At 37.4% G+C, this 17,635-nt stretch carries 16 protein-coding genes and 1 pseudogene; 11 read left to right on the plus strand and 6 right to left on the minus strand.

Annotated elements, in window-relative coordinates; translation table 11 throughout:
• Positions 1 to 34: 34 nt before the first annotated feature.
• From QNH43_RS11210 to QNH43_RS11220, 3 genes are read left to right on the plus strand one after another with little or no spacing between them, the layout of a single operon-like run.
• Entirely contained in the window at positions 35 to 907 is an 873-nt protein-coding gene (locus QNH43_RS11210) for an HAD family hydrolase (RefSeq protein ID WP_283917879.1), read from the plus strand.
• Positions 908 to 936: 29 nt separating this feature from the next.
• A complete protein-coding gene (locus QNH43_RS11215) occupies positions 937 to 1,266 on the plus strand; it encodes a DMT family transporter (protein ID WP_283917880.1) in 330 nt (109 codons plus the stop codon).
• A gap of 40 nt (positions 1,267 to 1,306) precedes the next feature.
• A complete protein-coding gene (locus QNH43_RS11220; protein ID WP_283917881.1) occupies positions 1,307 to 1,627 on the plus strand; it encodes a DMT family transporter in 321 nt (106 codons plus the stop codon).
• A 75-nt stretch (positions 1,628 to 1,702) separates the two neighbouring features.
• On the opposite strand, the gene QNH43_RS11225 is transcribed toward QNH43_RS11220, so the two are convergent.
• The gene (locus tag QNH43_RS11225; protein ID WP_283917882.1) at positions 1,703 to 1,909 is read right to left on the minus strand and encodes a hypothetical protein; all 207 of its coding nucleotides are present in this window, start codon (positions 1,907 to 1,909) and stop codon (positions 1,703 to 1,705) included.
• A 298-nt stretch (positions 1,910 to 2,207) separates the two neighbouring features.
• Between QNH43_RS11225 and QNH43_RS11230 the strand changes: the two genes are divergently transcribed.
• The 3 genes from QNH43_RS11230 to QNH43_RS11240 are packed head-to-tail and all read left to right on the plus strand — an operon-like array spanning position 2,208 to position 4,767.
• Positions 2,208 to 3,428, plus strand: coding sequence for a M20 metallopeptidase family protein (locus QNH43_RS11230; RefSeq protein ID WP_283917883.1), 1,221 nt, complete (start codon positions 2,208 to 2,210; stop codon positions 3,426 to 3,428).
• A 49-nt stretch (positions 3,429 to 3,477) separates the two neighbouring features.
• Positions 3,478 to 4,302, plus strand: a complete 825-nt coding sequence (locus QNH43_RS11235; RefSeq protein WP_076368885.1) for a DUF3100 domain-containing protein — start codon at positions 3,478 to 3,480, stop codon at positions 4,300 to 4,302.
• A gap of 21 nt (positions 4,303 to 4,323) precedes the next feature.
• Complete coding sequence (locus tag QNH43_RS11240; RefSeq protein WP_283917884.1) at positions 4,324 to 4,767, plus strand: hypothetical protein; 444 nt, start codon at positions 4,324 to 4,326, stop codon at positions 4,765 to 4,767.
• Positions 4,768 to 5,496: 729 nt separating this feature from the next.
• Here QNH43_RS11240 and QNH43_RS11245 read toward each other — a convergent pair.
• The 4 genes and pseudogenes from QNH43_RS11245 to QNH43_RS11260 form a co-directional block, all read right to left on the minus strand.
• Positions 5,497 to 5,726 (minus strand): annotated as a pseudogene (locus QNH43_RS11245) (LysE family transporter); the annotation flags it as partial.
• Positions 5,720 to 6,592: a DMT family transporter gene (locus QNH43_RS11250; RefSeq protein WP_283917885.1), complete on the minus strand. Its 873-nt coding sequence runs from the start codon at positions 6,590 to 6,592 to the stop codon at positions 5,720 to 5,722. The pseudogene QNH43_RS11245 and the gene QNH43_RS11250, both read right to left, overlap by 7 nt.
• 260 nt (positions 6,593 to 6,852) lie before the next feature.
• On the minus strand, positions 6,853 to 8,061 hold the full coding sequence (locus tag QNH43_RS11255) for an aminotransferase-like domain-containing protein (RefSeq protein ID WP_283917886.1): 1,209 nt from the start codon (positions 8,059 to 8,061) through the stop codon (positions 6,853 to 6,855).
• A gap of 141 nt (positions 8,062 to 8,202) precedes the next feature.
• On the minus strand, positions 8,203 to 9,585 hold the full coding sequence (locus QNH43_RS11260) for an aminotransferase-like domain-containing protein (RefSeq protein ID WP_283917887.1): 1,383 nt from the start codon (positions 9,583 to 9,585) through the stop codon (positions 8,203 to 8,205).
• A gap of 448 nt (positions 9,586 to 10,033) precedes the next feature.
• Between QNH43_RS11260 and QNH43_RS11265 the strand changes: the two genes are divergently transcribed.
• The 5 genes from QNH43_RS11265 (at position 10,034) to QNH43_RS11285 (ending at position 16,674) form a co-directional block, all read left to right on the plus strand.
• Positions 10,034 to 11,353, plus strand: coding sequence for a helix-turn-helix domain-containing protein (locus QNH43_RS11265; protein WP_283917888.1), 1,320 nt, complete (start codon positions 10,034 to 10,036; stop codon positions 11,351 to 11,353).
• A 37-nt stretch (positions 11,354 to 11,390) separates the two neighbouring features.
• Positions 11,391 to 12,881, plus strand: a complete 1,491-nt coding sequence (locus QNH43_RS11270) for a M81 family metallopeptidase (RefSeq protein ID WP_283917889.1) — start codon at positions 11,391 to 11,393, stop codon at positions 12,879 to 12,881.
• A gap of 13 nt (positions 12,882 to 12,894) precedes the next feature.
• Positions 12,895 to 14,508 (plus strand): N-acyl-D-amino-acid deacylase family protein, encoded by a 1,614-nt coding sequence (locus QNH43_RS11275; protein WP_283917890.1) that lies wholly within the window; start codon positions 12,895 to 12,897, stop codon positions 14,506 to 14,508.
• Positions 14,509 to 14,582: 74 nt separating this feature from the next.
• The gene (locus QNH43_RS11280) at positions 14,583 to 15,803 is read left to right on the plus strand and encodes an MFS transporter (RefSeq protein WP_283917891.1); all 1,221 of its coding nucleotides are present in this window, start codon (positions 14,583 to 14,585) and stop codon (positions 15,801 to 15,803) included.
• Between the two features lie 298 nt (positions 15,804 to 16,101).
• Complete coding sequence (locus tag QNH43_RS11285; protein WP_283917892.1) at positions 16,102 to 16,674, plus strand: hypothetical protein; 573 nt, start codon at positions 16,102 to 16,104, stop codon at positions 16,672 to 16,674.
• A gap of 142 nt (positions 16,675 to 16,816) precedes the next feature.
• Here QNH43_RS11285 and QNH43_RS11290 read toward each other — a convergent pair whose 3' ends face one another.
• Positions 16,817 to 17,233, minus strand: coding sequence for a PaaI family thioesterase (locus QNH43_RS11290; protein WP_076368891.1), 417 nt, complete (start codon positions 17,231 to 17,233; stop codon positions 16,817 to 16,819).
• Positions 17,234 to 17,635 lie beyond the last annotated feature (402 nt).

A 17,635-nucleotide genomic window follows, 5' to 3' on the forward strand; every position in this document is an offset into this window, starting at 1 on the left:
TCTAATAGATAGAACGAGAAAAGGAGATATTAGCATGAGTTTCATTGCGATAGATTTAGACGGAACATTATTAAACGACGAGAATGAAATTAGCGAAGAAAATATAAAGGCGATTCAATATGCCCAAGATAGAGGCTTTGAAGTAGTCATTTCAACAGGACGGGCTTATTTTGACGTTCAAACAATTTGTGAAAAAGTAGGGATTTCCCCATTTGTAATCGGGACAAATGGTGCAACCACTCATTCCAAAAGCGGAAAGTGCATTTCTTCTATTACGATAACTAAAGATCTTGTCGAATCAATTCTCAAATGGTTAGATGAAAGGAATTATTATTACGAAGTGTTTACTGATAAAGCCATTTATACTCTTAAAAAGGGTAGAGAACATTTCCAAAATGAGATTAAAAGTTTGAAGAACGCAGATTTGAATGCAGATATGAAAGAATTAGTTGAAGTAGCGGAAAGGCAATTTGACCAGTTTGGATATGTTTTAGTCGAAAGCTATCATGATATCTTAAAACAGGAGGAAGAATTCTATAACATATTGGCATGTTCTTTTGATAAAAAAAAATTAGCGGAAGCATGGAACAAATTCAAACAGTTTGATGAGCTGATGGTTGTTTCATCTGCTGATCACAACATTGAAATTACTAGTAAAAGGGCTTCAAAAGGAATGGCTCTTGAAAAATTGGCTTTTTTGATGAATGGCTCCTTAGATCAGGCTATGGCAATCGGTGACAGCAACAATGATTTATCCATGTTCGAGAAAGTTGAATACAGCGTAGCGATGGGAAATGCGAAAGATGTCATAAAAGCTGTTTGTACAACGACAACCCTTAAAAATGATGATGATGGGGTTGCTTATGCGATTTATCGATATATGGAGAACTTCGTGGTTCCAAAATAAGTGTCAATGCCGAAGGAGAGAGCGATAAAATGGCATGGATATATATCATAATCTCAGGACTTTTGGAAATCGTCTGGGTGATCGGTCTTAAATATTCACATGGATTCACCAAAATTATACCTAGTATAGTAACGGTAGTTGTAATAATCTTTAGTTTCTTTTTACTTTCAAGAGCTTTACATTCCATTCCCTTAGGGACTGGTTACGCCATTTTTACTGGAATCGGAACGGTGGGAACGGTAGTAACTGGAATGATTTTTTTGGGAGAGACCATTAATCCACTGAAAGTAATTTTTATAGCTTTAATGATATTGGGGATAATTGGAATAAAAATCAATCCAGCCCAACCTGAACACTAAAGGAAGTGAAATGATTTATTCAAGGTTAGGGGATGATTCAATGGCTTGGTTTTTTCTTCTTATTGCCGGAGTTGCCGAGATTGGCAGTGTTATAAGCCTGAAACGTGCAAACGGGTTTAAAAAATTGCTTCCCTCTGTAGCTTGTCTTTTTTTGGGGAGTTTAAGCTTTTATTTTCTTTCTTTGTCATTAAATTCCATACCAGTGGGAACTGCCTATGCAATATGGACCAGTATCGGCTCTGTTGGAAGTGTTTTAGCAGGAATGATCTTCTTTAATGAACCTAGAAGTTTAAGAGTAACCCTATTTATTATGTGTATTATTGCAGGGGCTGTAGGTATTAAAATGACTTCTGGACATTAAGGGCAGGATTTTAAATGGAAATAAGTAGAGAAAGGTATTACCTATGGAGGAGAGCGAGATGAAACTATTCAAGATTTAAGAATGCTGCATTCTGATCTGACCGTTTACAACTGTCATAATCTCTGCTTCAATTTTTGAATCATTCAACGTAATGGTGCGATACTTCAATAACGAAGTGTCGCTTTTTTTTTGACCTTCCGCTAAAGTCGTACCCGTCTTAAAAATAGCTGACTCTTTCCTTCGTCGATGAATCGCTTTCATAGCTTCCCTTATCTTGTGCAAATCTGGACCTCGCGTATGGTACGTTCCGGATCCTCGAGACAATCGTTCCTCGAACATCTTGGTTCTTTTGTTTTCCTTTTTGAACACTTACTTAAAGAGAATAATGAATTTTTTGTATTTTCAATATTTACAGTCAATATTTGAAATGGTAGTATAACAATATCTATTAATAATTATCAAATTATAAGGTTTTTTCCAAAAAATCATTTTTTTATTATAATGAAAGTTTTTCAAACTAAAATATTATTATTATAGTTAGAATATTTTGTATTTATATTTCTTTAGGGGATGAATGATGATGAGTATTAAAAAAATGTCAAATGCAATAAAGTCAACTGAAATAGTAAAGCAAACAACTGGAATATATGAAGAAGCTGTGAGATTAAGAAGAATGATCCATGAAAATCCTGAACTTGGATTTGAAGAGCATAAAACGGCTGAAATTATTGCGAATTATTTAAAAGAGCTTGGAATTGAAGTGACATCCGGGGTGGCGAAGACAGGAGTTGTGGGTATTCTTCGTGGAGATAAAGAGGGGCCTGTGCTTGCTTTACGAGCTGATATTGATGCCTTACCTATTCAGGAGAAAACGGATGTAAGCTACAAATCTAAAAATCCTGGGGTTATGCATGCTTGCGGACATGATATGCATACCGCAATGTTACTATCTGCCGCTAATGTTTTATCTCAAAATAAGCATCATATTGCGGGTACAATAAAATTCATTTTTCAACCTGCGGAAGAGATGAAGGGCGGAGGAATCATGATGGTTGAAGAAGGCGTATTGAGCAACCCTCCCGTTGACCATGCTTTTGCTTTTCATGTTTGGCCTGAATTAGCTACTGGTACTTATGGTTTTAGAAATGGTGCGATAATGGCAAGTATGGATTCTTTCGATGTCGTATTAAAAGGTAAGCAAGGTCACGGGGCAGCACCGCATCAAGGAGTAGATGCTATTGTGGGTGCTGCTCATGTTGTAACAGCTCTACAAACAATTGTTAGCAGAGAAACAGATCCAGTAGATTCCGTTGTTATTACAATAGGAACAATTGAAGCAGGGGATGGCTATAATATTATTCCTGAAAAAGCTAGTTTTAAAGGAACTGTACGAACACTTAATGCGAACACACGTAAGGAGGTGGCTGCAAGTATTCAACGAATCATCGAAGGTGTGGCCTCCGCACTTAAATTAGAAGTTGAAATAAACTATAACTTTACAGTGGGGTATCCTGTTACAATGAATGATCCAAAATTTAATGAACATGTTGCTGCTATTGCTACTGATTTATTTGGAGAAAACTCAGTGCAGTGGTTGTCTAAACCAAGTATGGCAAGTGAAGATTTTGCTTTCTATTTAGAAAAAGTCCCGGGTACATTTGTCTTCTTGGGAGTAGGAGAAAACCCTGAGGATCCGATGAAGCTGCATAGTGACGTATTCTTACCTGATGAAAAAGCTATGATTCAAGGGATTTCCCTTATCGTAGGACTAGCTATGAATACTACTGAAAAAATTCAATAAGTTAAAAAATGATAAGCAAAAATAGTTTGTAGAAAAGGAGTGTAATAAAGTGCAAGAAAATTCCCTGCGTAATTGGAAAATTCATTTATTTGTTTTGATATTAGTCTGTGTTACAGAATTTATTGGCGTCAAAACGTTTAACATTGGGATTGGAGCCATTGCGTTATTTCCAATGCTGTATGCATTAATTATCGGAGCCATTATTAGTCTACCTTCTTTAAAAATTTTAAAAATGAAGGAAATGAATGTAGCGGCCAATATTTTAGGAATTTCATTCATGCTTTTTGTAGCCAAATTGGGAATGTTAATGGGGCCTTCATTGCCGAAGATATTTGATGCTGGGATTTCTTTAGGATTACAAGAAGTGGGACATTTCGCGGGGACAATCCTATTAGGTTTACCGATTGCTTTATTACTTGGAATGAAAAGAGAAGCAGTCGGTGCTACTTTTTCAATCGATAGAGAACCTAACTTAGCCATTATTGCTGAGAAATATGGCTCGGATTCACCTGAAGGCCGGGGAGCGCTGGGCGTATACGTTTGTGGAACTTTGTTTGGGGCTTTATATCTGTCAGTGTTAGCAAGTTTTTTGGCTCAAACTGGTTGGTTTCATCCAATTTCACTAGCCATGGGTGCGGGTGTAGGTTCAGGTAGTATGATGGCTGCCATGTCAGGGGCATTAGCTGTTATCTTCCCGGAATCCGCAAAGGATATCGCAGTTTTTGCTGGTGCTGCTAACTTAATTACAACAATTTTAGGAACGTATATTTGTGTATTCTTTTCTCTTCCTTTTACAAACTATTTATACAAAAAATTTGAGCCTATTTTAGGGCGAAAGTCAAAAAAAGATCAAATCAAAAATATTGAAGCATAGGGCATAAAGGGGAGATTTTATATGAAAGATAAAATATTGACTTTTATAATTATCGGTATAATAGCCATTATGGGAAATTGGATTGGATACGATGTTTCACCAATTGACGCATTACCAGGTATGACGATCATTGTTGCTGTAACGATATTAGGGTTCTTTTTCGCAAAAATCTCCCCTATTAAACTACCAATTGTTGTTTGGGTTTCTATGTTAGCCTTATTGGTTACAACTCCGATTTTTCCAGGAAACGCATCAATCATAAAAATAACAGAACAAGTTAATTTTATGGCCTTGGCAACACCTATTTTGGCTTATGCTGGCCTTTCTTTCGGGAAAGATTTGAAAGAATTTAAAAAATTGGGATGGCGTATAGTTGTTATATCTCTAGTTGTATATACAGGAACATTTTTGCTATCAACTCTAGTTGCAGAAATTGGGTTTAGATTAACTGGTAAATTCCATTAAGTTTTTGTGATCGTGCTAATCGGAAATGAAAAATTGAAATAGCTTATGGCGACTAGAGAACGGAGTATGGAAGGTGTCTACGCTGGATGAGATGTCAAAAGAGCGTACAGTTTCACCTTAACTTTAATAGCTTTATAAAATGTCTGATTCCAATATTAGGAATCGGGCATTTTTTATGCAAGGAAAGCATTGATTTCCCCAGTAAGAACCGAAGAATCAGGATCATGGGGTTAGCATCTTATTTCCATGGATAAGAGATATGATTAGCAAAATATCCTACTCAATATATAGTCATTTATACTCTTTAGCATTGTAGCAGCCAGAGGATTGCCGCCCTTTAGTTATTACAATGTCTGTTTCATATAATGAAGCAACTTATAAACAGTTAGAAGGAAAGGAAACAATAAATATCTCATGAACTAGATAAATTAGAAGCATCTTTATTTAGTGGTCTATTGCAATTTAAGGAATATATTAATTTGACTATGGAAGGATTGTTAAGGATTGAGAAGCCTATTATGGAGAGTTAGATGAAAAGTGCTAATTATATGTAAAGAAATGTATCTACACATCTTAGAAGTGTAAATGATATTAGGTCAAGATAAGAAGGGATTCATAATGAAATCCTATCCTTATTAGAGAGTCAAGAATGCTGATACCCTAAATGCAAAAGAGAAATAATCAACCATATATTAGATTGATTATTTCTCAAATTAATAATGATCAAAGTTATTCTTCTAAGAATAACCTTACACCGAATACTAATGTACTGTACCCGTAATACCTTCTGTGGCTCTATTAACACTCTCTCTTTTTAAGAACATTCTTAGCTGTCGTATTAGTACGATATAGAGTAAGTACCAAATACTTGTAAGTGCTGTAAAAGTCAGTCAAAATAAAAGAAACTGGAAAAAATGACTTTGATTATCTAAAATAAATTGAGGTAAGAAGCTCAGAAAATTGAAAATTTTATTGATTTATTTTCGCTAACAAATGTTGAACCTAAAAGCAATATACCACCAAGCATTTGAACAAATGTCATTTGCTCTTGCAAGATAAGAGCAGAAATCAGTATCGCTACAAATGGATCTACATAGCTTAGCATAGCAATACTTTGTCCTTTTAACTTTTGCATACCTGAAAAAAATAACCAAAATCCAATACCAGTGTTAACAATCCCTAATAGTATTATAAAGGGAATGGATGATCTGGATACTTCCAAGATACTAAATCCCTCAGTAATAAGCACATATGGTAATAGCAGCAAAGCAGTTGTTCCAAGTTGGATCATGGTAATCTCTAACTTGGCCATGTTTTGAATGAATTTATTTAATAACATTAATGCAGCGTAAAATGCAGCTGCAACTAATCCAAAAAAGATCCCTAACAGATCACCTTTTCCAGATGCACTTATGCCATTTCCAACAATCGATAACATACCTAATATCGCAGCACCAATACAAACAATCTTTTTGATAGGTAATTGTTCCTTAAGGATAATTGGTGAGAGAATCATGACAAACACAGGTGCAAAGTAATACCCTAATGTTGCGTTAGTGATTGTTGTATAATCGTAAGATTGATAGAGAAAAATCCAATTCCCTCCTAATGCAATACCAGAAAGAAATAGGATGGAAGCATTAGTTTTCAATAATTTCCACGAAATGGATTTTTTCATCATAAAAAATACGAACATTAAAAATAGACATCCGATTGAACTACTTAGTAAAGCTGTTTCACTCGAAGATAAATCAATGTATCTTTGCACTAAACCGATCGTACCAAAGATTATCATTGATAATATAAACTGAATGTTAGATTTCATCGTCTACTCCTTCGAATCTGCGAAACAGCTTACATTTCGCAGATTCTTAATCTGTTTTTAATATAAGCTTATTCAGTACTGTTTTAACAAATGGAGTAAACGGTGGTGGCGGTGATGTTGAAAATGGCTTCCAAGTGTTTAATTTTGTATTTGATAATGGCATCATAATTCCCCCTATTTTTTCTATTAATAGATTTTGAAAGTGACAAGTTAAGCATCCCCTCATATAGAGCTGCAATGACAGAAGCTAGATTGCCTTGTCATTGCTTAAGAAGGTGTTGTTCTTGCTTTAATTCATGATGTAAGACCTCACCAATACGTTTTATTCCTTCCCTAATTTGTTCTTTCGTTGTATTCGAGTAATTTAGCCGAAATGTGTTCTTTTGTGTACCATTTGGAAAAAATGGAATGCCAGGAACAATGGCCACATTATTTTTCAAGCACTCCACAAAGATTTTACTTGAATCAACAGAAGCTGGAAGCTCCACCCAAATAAATAACCCGCCTTCCGGCTTGCTGTAAGAGATATTTTCAGGGAAAAATTGATCGATGCAGGCAATCATCGTTATGCATCTTTCTTTGTATACGGCTTTAATTTTTTCAATATGAGCCTCTATATCATAAAGTTCCATATACTTAGCGGTGATCCGCTGTGCAAAGCTGTCAGAGTGTAAGTCTGCTGTCTGCTTAAATGCCACGTATTTTTCAATAAATACTTCATCCGCACAAATCCAGCCAAGCCGAAGTCCCGGTGTGAAGATTTTCGAAAAGGTGCTCAGATAAATGACCCGGCCTTCTGTATCAAAATGTTTTACTGGCGGAAGGGTAGTACCCGAAAACCGGATAGCTCCGTACGGATTATCTTCCAAAATCAAAACATCATACTGGCTGGCGAGCTCGATCATTCTTTTTCTTCTTTCAAGCTTGAGCGTTCGGCCTGTCGGGTTTTGAAAATCGGGAATGGTATAAATGAATTTTGCCTGGGGATTCTCCTGAAGCTTTTTCTCCAGTGCTTCCATCATCATGCCGTCTTTATCCATCTTTACTTCTACAAAGTTGGCATTGTATGCTTTAAAGGCATTGACCGCAGCCAAGTATGTGGGGCTTTCGCAAATGATCGTATCCCCTTCGTCAAGAAAGAGCTTTCCTGTCAGGTCAATGGCTTGCTGGGACCCTGATGTAATCACGATTTGCTGTAAATGGGCTTGAATACCGATTGCATCCATCCGCTTAATGATCGCGTTTCTAAGCGGGATATATCCTTCTGTTGTACTGTATTGAAGGGAAGCAGGACCATCTTCTTTAAGAACGGCTTCACATGCCACATTCAGTTCCTCTACGGGAAACAGTTCCGGAGCCGGGAGACCTCCTGCAAAAGAAATCACTTCTGGCCGTTCTGTGACCTTTAAGATTTCACGCGTTTCAGACGATTTAACCAAACTAGCTCTCTTTGCAAATTTGTTGTGCATTTCTAAATGCTCCTTTTAATCATATTGTTTAAAAATCATTAGTTGTTTCGAGGCATGATATCCTCCCGTTAAATTTGAACTATCATAACACGCACATAAAAAACCATACAATATTATAATTGTATGGCAAACAATATTTTTTCACTTTTCAATTATTTTTTTAAGTATAATAAGCGCTTTTTCAAGTTCCTCTTTCGTTTCTGGCGCACAAATCCCCAAACGCACGGCATTTGCCGGTGCGACATTGCCTACCGTAAATCGCCCTCCACTATAAACTTGTACACCTTGTGCTGCAGCTATTCGTTCAAATTGGTCCCCTGTATAATGGTTCGGCAGATGTAACCAGCGAAAAATTCCTGTTTCTCCGCCTAAACAATTATCCTTATCCAAATAATGATTGACCAATTGATTGCGAGCTTTAGTTTCCTCTTTATGAAGTGCAACAATGTTTTCAAGTTGACTCGATACAATTGCTCGTGCTGTTAACTCCGCAAGTAGTGGCGATACGGAAATATTTAAGTTATATAGAGCTTTTCGAGTGGAATCCAGGAATTTGAAAGGAACTGACATATAAGCAAGACGGAGTCCAGGTGCCATCGATTTCGATAAACTCGCTATATAAATCGAATGCTCAGGTGCATATGTCGCTAAGGCCGGCAATACTTTGTCTTGGGTTAAATGATACATTCCATCTTCAATGATAAATAAATTGTACTTTATGGTAATCTCCGCAATAGCCTTTCGAGTTTCAATGCTCATTGTATAGGTCATCGGATTCTGGTAATCCGGAATAATATATATGCCTTTAATGTTTTCGTTTTTACATGCATAAAGAAGTGCTTCCGGACTCATTTCATCAGTTTCTGACCGAATCGGGACAAGCTGGATGCCCAGCATCGCGGCAGCTGTCTTTAACCCTGGATATGTATGGTGATCGACACCTATCCGGTCTCCATGCTGACAAAGACCTGCAAGTGTTGCGGTGATGGCATTTTGTCCGCCATTAGCCAGTAAGATATGCTCTCTAGTCGTTTCAACACCGGCATATTTTAATAATTTGACGCCTGCATCTTTTTGCCAAATCGAATCACCTGGCCGGCTGTATCCAAACCATCTCGCACAATCGGATTCTTGTAACATGGATTGCAGTAGGTCATGTAAGGGGCCGTATGATACACGATCTGGTAGCATTGCGCCCATTTCAATCAAATGTTTTGGCTTTTCTTCCGAAAGCAAGTATGCGTTCGAAATCGCATCATATGAAACATACGTTCCACTGCCGATGGTTGCACTAATCAGTCCTTTTAACTCAGCTAATTTAAATGATTTTGAGATTGTACTTAGATTCACATCCAAATAGTCTGCTAACTCTCTTTGCGGTGGAAGCTTTGTGCCTGGAACTAAGCGTCCCTCTTTAATGTCAGATTCTAACTGCTTAGCTAATGCCTGATAAATCGGTCTATCTTCTCGATTCAATGTCGGCTTCCATGTCATTGGATATTCTTCAAACGAATTAATAGGCACAATCCTCATCCTTTTTTCATACAATTATAAAATTGTATAGCAACAAATTCAAATTCATGAATTACTTTAGACATTCTTCACAATCGAGCACGATTGTTAAAGAATAAAGGACATTACATATTTGATATAACAAATATGTAATGTCCTTTAATCTATCTATATTTTTTTTATTTAGGTCTTGATAAACAATGATATGTGGCAAATAGACATCAATACCGCCCATTAACGTATTATATGGATAATAGATCAATAAAGGGCCAGTCACGACGATATAGTATTCTCTAGTGGAAAAGTAATGGAGAAAGATCAAATAAATAACTGACCGCTCAAAAAAACGTATTTCGGTCCATTAACAGACATTTACTTTTATTATTTAGATAGTTAAAGTTATAAACAATAATAAAAATTCACTATTCAGTATTGTTTGAAAATAAAGGTGGAGGATCGAATGAATTCAAAAGTATTAGTTATAGGTCCTATAGATTTAGTAGAACTAGTGATTACTATCGGCAAATCATACTCCGACATTACCATGTTACCTGCACCTTACAAACATGAACAAGAAACAATGGATGTGATTAAAAGAAGAGTCGACGAGGCAGATGTCTTATTCTTTTTAGGCACCATCCCTTATCAAATGGCAAAGAATCAAAACATTACTAAGCCAATGGTTTTTATTCCCTCAACAGGAACATCTTTGTATCGCACTCTTTTTAAGATCATAACAGAAACTTCGTTTAATCCAATCAAAGAACCTTTTAGGATTAGTATAGACACATTGCCAAATAGGGAAGTGAAAGAATGTTTTGAGGATTTAGAAATATATCCAGAAAAGATGTTTCTGAAAGCTGATCACAAAGCAGATGAATTGGTTCATTTTCATTATGAATTATGGAAAAATGATCAAACTCAGGTGGCCGTTACATGTGTTAAATCCGTATACGAATCGTTAAAAGGGCTAGGGGTGCTCGTTTTCAGGGTTCTACCTACAATGTCCGCCATTCGATCCAGTTTGAATAATGTTCTTTTGGAGGGGAAGGCCTTACTTCAAAGCGATACACAAATTGCCATTGGAATCCTGCATTTTAATAACTTGCTTTCTTCTTTAAAAAAGCCCATATCAGAATATGGAGAACAGCGAAAAAAAGCTGCACTTCAAAATCTTCTTATCGATTTTTGTGAAGAGGCCCAGGCTATTTTTGACTGGTCAGAACGAGATGAAGTCCGATTCATAACTACTCGGGGCGCCATTGAAAGGACTACCCACAAATATAAAAAAGCTCCGCTATTAGATGAGATAGCCATGAAAATTGATGTAGAGACCACCATCGGAATAGGATTTGGACATACAGCAAACGAAGCGGAAGTAAGTGCTCGTAAAGCACTTATGAAAGCGAGAGTTAATAAACCGAGTTGCTTTGTGGTTGACATGGATGGAACTGTTTTTGGGCCTGTCGGAAAAGATGGGAGATTGAAATATTCCTTGCGGAGTGATGACCCACATATAATGAACTTAGCAAAAACAGCTGGGCTCAGTATTGCAACCATAAACAAATTACTTTCCTTTTGTGAGTGCTTTGGCAATAGATGCATCACGGCAAATGATCTTGCAAATGGACTGGGTTTGACCATTAGGAGCGCAAGGAGAATCCTGAATACCCTTGAAAATACGAATCTAGCTGTCATCGTGGGTGAGGAACAGCCCATAAACCGAGGGAGACCCCGACAGCTATATGAATTTCAATTTTCCAGGGAGTCAGTCAGATAGGGTTTTATTAATTAATAGTGAAGAAAGGGGAAATTTTATGAGAATAGCTATCGGTCAGTTGGCACATGAAACGAATACGTTTTCTCGAGTAAGAACGACAGTCGACTTATTTAAAGTATGGGAATGGACCCAAGGAGAGGAACTTCTCGATAGGCATACTGGTGTATTGGATTATCTGGGAGGGATGATCGATCGGGGAGAAGAGCTGGGGATTGAAATTGTGCCGACCTTTGCAGCCATGGCCAATCCTTCAGGAACGATAACACAGGAAACGTTTCAAGAAGCAAAAAATCTATTAATATCAAGTATTATGAATGCTGGAAAATTGGATGGGATTTGTCTATTTCTTCATGGTGCAGGAGTAGCAGATGGAGTTGACGATATTGAAGGTGAGATTTTATCGGAATTAAGAAGCATTTTAGGTTCAAAATTACCAATCGTAGCTGCTTTGGACCTCCATGGTAATATTACGGAAACCATGGTTAAAGAAGCAGATGTACTTCTCGGCAATATAGATTACCCTCATACGGATTCCTATGAAAGGGGGATAGAAGCGATTGATATAACTGCTCGCATGATACAAGGGGAAGTTAACCCGGAAATGGCTCTATCTAAATTACCATTACTTATTCCTACTACAACCTCCTACTTTTCTCCAATTAAAGAAATAAATGAATGGTGCGAGGAATGGGAAAAGCATCCCGAGGTCCTTGATTGTACCTTATTCCACGGCTTTCCATATTCAGATATCCCTCACGCAGGAGTTTCGGTAATTACCATTACGAATAATGAACCCTCTTTAGCACAAAAAATTTCAAATGATATAGCTGCTAAAATTTTTGAGAAGAAAGATGAATTTTATCCAATATTGCCGTCACCAAAGAAAGCCATTTCATATGCTTCCTCCCGAAGTGAAATGCCCATCATCATTAATGAAGCTTCTGATAACCCTGGTGCTGGTACACCTGGTGATGGCACCTTTTTATTGAAGGAAATGATAGCAGCAAACATTCCAAATAGCTGCTTTGGGTTTATTTTTGATCCAGAAGTAGCAAAAATGGCCCATAAAGAAGGTGTGGGGTCCCTAATTCAAGTCGAATTAGGTGGTAAAACAGATCGTTTACATGGTAACCCTCTAAAAATATCAGCTTATGTAAAAAGCCTTTCTGATGGCAAGTTTATTCAGTCCTCACCGATGTGGAATGGAAGCAAAGTGAACTTGGGGAGAAGTGCAAGATTATTGGTTGGTAATGTAGATATCATTGTATGCTCTGTAAATTCCCAGACTTTTGATGAACAAATTTTCCTTCTTCATGGAATAGATGTTGAGAAATCAAGTATTGTTGGTTTGAAATCATCTCACCATTTTCGCGCAGCCTTCATGCCTATTGCTAAAGAAATCATAACGGTTGACTCGCCTGGGTTAAGCAGTGCAAAGTTATCAACCTTTGATTTTAAGAATATAAGCAGACCGATTTACCCTTTTGATTCTATTTTAAATCATTTAATTAGTCTAACCAATATATAGAGGATGTGGTCAAATGCTAGACGTAATAATAAAAAATGGAAGGGTTTATGATGGAACAGGGAACCCTTGGACGAAAACTGACATTGGAATCGAGGATGGGAGAATTACTTTTATTGGGAATTTAAGCGGCGAACAGGCTAAACAAACTATAGATGCCAATAGGTTGGCAGTTTCACCAGGATTTATTGATCCTCATGTCCATTCTGAATTACTTTGCACTGTTCCTGAAGTTCATAAAATAAAGGCACTTCAGGGTGTGACTACAGAATTATTTGGACAGGATGGTATTTCTGTTGCTCCTGTATCAGAAAAAACAAAGCCGTTATGGAAAAAACAATTAAGTGGACTGAATGGCGATATTGGGGAGTGGCCATGGAATAGCATTGATGAATATTTTTCATTTCTAGAAAAGTCAAAAATGATAGGCAACGCAGCTTACCTGGTACCTCATGGCGCGGTTCGTTCCTTGGTCATGGGATTTGAAGATAGAGTGGCTACTAAACAAGAATTGGAAAAAATGCGTTTGCTGGTCGAGGAAGGAATGCGTATGGGAGCAGTAGGCTTGTCCTCAGGATTGGTATATCCCCCAAATGTTTTCTCCAATAAGGAAGAATTGATTGAAATATGCAAGGGTACCGCGAAATATGATGGCTGTTTCGTTGTCCATATTCGGAATGAAAGCATTCACTCTTTATCAGCTTTGGATGAAGTCATAGATGTTTCCAGACAATCCGGTGTAAGATTACATATTTCTCATTTTAAGATAATCGGCCAAGGAAACAGGGATAAATTTAAGAAAGCACTGGACAGAATGAATGCCGCTAGACATGAAGGTATTGAAATTACCTTTGATCAATATCCATATTCAGCGGCTTCAACGGTTTTTCATGCCATACTTCCACCTTGGATGCATGCAGGGGGAACGGAAGAAACCCTGATACGATTGAGTATTCCAGAAATCAGAAAAAGAATCTCGGAGGAATTTAAAACAAACACAGATTATGAAAATTGGGTTCTGAATTGTGGCTGGAAAAATATCATGATTACCTCCGTTCAAACGGATTCTAACAAATGCTTAGAAGGTAAGGATATGATGGAAATTTCAGAAATCAGGCAGCAATCCCCTGAAGATGCCGCATTTGATATTCTTATTGAGGAAAAAGGGAATGTAGCAATGGTCATTCATTGGGGCTTCGAGGAAGATGTTTTGCAGAGTATGTGTCATCCACTGCAAATGGTGGGATCTGATGGGATTTTTGGAGGTAAGCCGCATCCTCGATTATATGGGACATTTCCGAGAGTATTAGGCAAATATGTTAGGGAAGAAGGAGCTTTGACGCTTGAACAAGCGATTCGTCGAATGACAGGTGCTCCTGCGCAGCTAATGAGATTAAAGGATAGGGGATTAATTAAAGAGGGATATCAGGCAGATATTGTTATATTTGATCCTGAAAAAATTAAAGATCGAGCTACATTTGAAGAGCCGCTATTAGAGCCTGAAGGCATACATGTGGTTTATATAAATGGAAAATTAACCGTTTATCATGGGGAATACACAGGAGCACGGGATGGGAAGGTAATTAGAAGGTTCCAAAGTTCAAAAATAGATAAAGTGGCAACATTTTAGGATCGATTGATAATCCCCATTAATTTGCCTATGGAAAGAAAAAAGAAGGATTAGTAGAAAAAGGGAGGAATAAGATGAAGCGTTACATTGGAGGGTCCCAAAATAAGCACTTTATATTATTTTTGCTGTTCGTTGGTTATCTGGTTGATTATTTGGATCGGATGGTCATGAGTGTGGCTGTTGTATCTATTAAGGAAGAATTTAATTTGGATGCTGCTGCTGTCGGGGCAATCTTGAGTAGCTTCTTCTTATCCTATGCCATCATGCAAATACCAGGAGGATGGCTAACAGATAAACTGGGTTCGAGAAGAGTCTTGATATGGTCCATCATTGTATGGTCTATTTTTACCGTATTTACTGGTTTTGCCTGGTCTCTTATTTCGTTACTTGTCATACGTTTTCTTTTCGGGCTTGGTCAAGGAGGATATCCTTCCGCTTCTCAAAAGGGGATAGCGGATTATTTTCCCCGGGATGAAAGGCCAAAGGCTTCTGCTTACTTGATGTCATCCAATTACTTTGGGATGGCACTTGCCCCACTGGTGGCTGCGCCGATGATTTTATTTATGGGCTGGAGAAACATGTTTTATGTAATCGGCTTGCTAGGAATATTGTTAACGATAGCTTTCTGGGTATATTTTAAACCAAAAGATAGCACTGCTCCATTAAAAGACAATAGTGTTCCAATGAAGGAATTGCTGATGAATTCTGGATTGTGGAAAATAACTGTCATGTGGTTTGCTGCTGGAATAGTAAATTGGGGACTTTCTTCCTGGATTCCATCTTATTTGATGGAAGCTAGAGGAATGGATCTGTTGTCCATGGGTTTTTATGCAGCGTTACCGGGTATCTCGACGGGAGTTGCTATGTTGTTCAGTGGGTGGCTTCTTGACAGGTTTTTTAATAATTTGGAAAAATATTATGCGGCATTTGGCATGCTTATGTCAGGGATATTCCTATATTTGATGTTTACATCGACCTCCTTAGTAGCTGCAATGGTTTATTTGAATCTTTGTATGGTCTTTAAAAGCTTTGCCTTTACAGTTGCTTTTGCTTTGCCGCATAAAATCATGTCTAAAAAGGTTATCGGTTCTGCAATGGGAGTAATTAATATGGGGGCACAGGCAGCAGGTTTCATATCACCTCTTGTCATGGGCTTTATCATCACCTTTACAGGATCCTACAATGGGGCATTTTGGTTCTTAATCGGATGTTCCGCCATATCAATAATTGCTGCGCTTTCCATTAAAAAGAATAATCATATGGAGCAACCAAAAGATGTTGACCTATTAGCATAGTATATGAAAAGGAAAAAACCCCGGATTTGGCCTTGAAAACCACCCCGGGGTTTTTGAATTTATTTAAGAAGGCTCAAAAATAAGCAGGTTTCTCTCTTTCCTTCCCTTCATTGAAATATTGTATTTTTTTCTAGAATCCTCAGCTACAGTACAAGCCGTTTTATAATAAAGACATATCATATAACGAAGGGGAAAATCTTGAAAAACTGAGAACAAGCAATTAATCTTCTATTGTTTTTTCATCCAAGGAACCCCATCTCTCTATTAACAAATTTTTTAAAAAGGAGACGTTTAGGGAATGTGTCCATTTGACAATGGTGAGGAAAGGATACATCAGCCGAATAAAAGTACAATGCTGTCCCGGCAAGAGATAAATGCCATTGAGTCCTGGATTTCTCAAATAGGGATATTCCAATTTTATAAAACAGTTGGACAAAAAATGTCTGCTGCCAGAAAAACGCTAAAGTTAAAGTATAATATCATTGGGCATGGATTCAACCGGGTCGTCTATGATTTAAATAATGGCTATATATTAAAAGTGGCATTTTCAGAAGTTGGTTTAATAAGCAATGCAAATGAAGCCTATTTATATAATAACTGTAATGAGAAAGTCAAAAAGTATTTATGCCCGGTTAAGGAGCATGGGACGGGCTGGATCATCATGAAGAAGGTGGACACGAAAGTGCCGTTTGCAATCAAGGAATATACGAAATTGATCAAGTTGGAATTAAAATTCCTGAGGTACGGTATTATACCAATAGATTTGCGTTTAGATAATGTCGGATATAACGAGAAAGATGAAATGGTTGTCATTGATTATGGTCTATTCACCATGGATCTCAAAAGCCCTGTGCTCCGTTGGTTTGTTTGATGATGGGTCTTCCAAAGAAAATATAAAATGGACATTACAATGAAGTGATTAGGCGAAGCGGTAAATCGTGAGGGCCGTTCTTGCCTAAATGAAAGAAGCATGTTACGAAGGGCTCTTTGTGCAACATGCTTTTTTATTTGGTTTACAAGATCATAACTGATGACACAACGCTTGCCACTTTTTTATCATTTTGAAATAAATCTGCGAGTACATAAGCAGTTTTTTTTCCGATTCGGTCAACTTTTGCTTCAACTTGTACGTCCCCTAATCTCACTGGTCGATGAAAGGTAGTATGTAAATCAATGGATGCGAAGGATTGCCCGATACTTAATTTAGATGATATCGCATAAGCCATCATTATATCTGCTGCAGAAGTAACAAATCCACCCATTGCTACTCCAATTCCGTTAATAAACTTTTCATCTACTTTCCATACACCTTTCGCAATTCCATCTTGGGCATAATTTGCTTCAATCTGTAACGTTAGATCACAATTCGGAGGTTGTTTCCCCTCTGTTAAAACTTGTAAAAGTTCGTGTCCTTTAAGTGATTTCCCCATTAAATTGCCCCCTTTGAATAAGTTGAAACTACAGAATATTCTAACATATATCATGATGTTAAATGTCAATGAAGTTGTTAAGTTTACAAATAAAGTAAAAAAGGGGGGCTGAATCAACTTGAATTATTTTTTAGGGTTTGTAAAATTTGAACGTTATTGGAACGTAGGGTACTCGCTTTCCGCGGGCGGTCCCGGAAGCCTCCTCGGCTTGCGCCTGCGGGGTCTTCCTAGACGCGCTTTTCTAAGCAGGAGTCTCGAACACCCGCTCCAATCAACTTGAATGATTTTTAGAAAAAAGCTTTAGGGAAAAATGGCATTACTTCGATTTGTCTACTTTCTTATGGTTTCTAAATGACCTATGATCTGTTTGAAATTTAAAGTTATTAATTATCAAAAAAATCA

It is taken from the genome of Peribacillus simplex, assembly GCF_030123325.1.
Classification (GTDB): Bacteria; Bacillota; Bacilli; order Bacillales; family DSM-1321; genus Peribacillus; species Peribacillus simplex_D.

Excerpts from the sequence above, each read along its gene's own strand:
- QNH43_RS11210 (WP_283917879.1), top strand. The coding sequence starts at position 35 with ATGAGTTTCATTGCGATAGATTTAGACGGAACATTATTAAACGACGAG.
- QNH43_RS11215 (WP_283917880.1), top strand. The coding sequence starts at position 937 with ATGGCATGGATATATATCATAATCTCAGGACTTTTGGAAATCGTCTGG.
- QNH43_RS11220 (WP_283917881.1), top strand. The coding sequence starts at position 1,307 with ATGGCTTGGTTTTTTCTTCTTATTGCCGGAGTTGCCGAGATTGGCAGT.
- QNH43_RS11230 (WP_283917883.1), top strand. The coding sequence starts at position 2,208 with ATGAGTATTAAAAAAATGTCAAATGCAATAAAGTCAACTGAAATAGTA.
- QNH43_RS11240 (WP_283917884.1), top strand. The coding sequence starts at position 4,324 with ATGAAAGATAAAATATTGACTTTTATAATTATCGGTATAATAGCCATT.
- QNH43_RS11250 (WP_283917885.1), bottom strand. The coding sequence starts at position 6,592 with ATGAAATCTAACATTCAGTTTATATTATCAATGATAATCTTTGGTACG.
- QNH43_RS11255 (WP_283917886.1), bottom strand. The coding sequence starts at position 8,061 with ATGCACAACAAATTTGCAAAGAGAGCTAGTTTGGTTAAATCGTCTGAA.
- QNH43_RS11265 (WP_283917888.1), top strand. The coding sequence starts at position 10,034 with ATGAATTCAAAAGTATTAGTTATAGGTCCTATAGATTTAGTAGAACTA.
- QNH43_RS11270 (WP_283917889.1), top strand. The coding sequence starts at position 11,391 with ATGAGAATAGCTATCGGTCAGTTGGCACATGAAACGAATACGTTTTCT.
- QNH43_RS11275 (WP_283917890.1), top strand. The coding sequence starts at position 12,895 with ATGCTAGACGTAATAATAAAAAATGGAAGGGTTTATGATGGAACAGGG.
- QNH43_RS11280 (WP_283917891.1), top strand. The coding sequence starts at position 14,583 with ATGAAGCGTTACATTGGAGGGTCCCAAAATAAGCACTTTATATTATTT.
- QNH43_RS11285 (WP_283917892.1), top strand. The coding sequence starts at position 16,102 with ATGTGTCCATTTGACAATGGTGAGGAAAGGATACATCAGCCGAATAAA.
- QNH43_RS11290 (WP_076368891.1), bottom strand. The coding sequence starts at position 17,233 with ATGGGGAAATCACTTAAAGGACACGAACTTTTACAAGTTTTAACAGAG.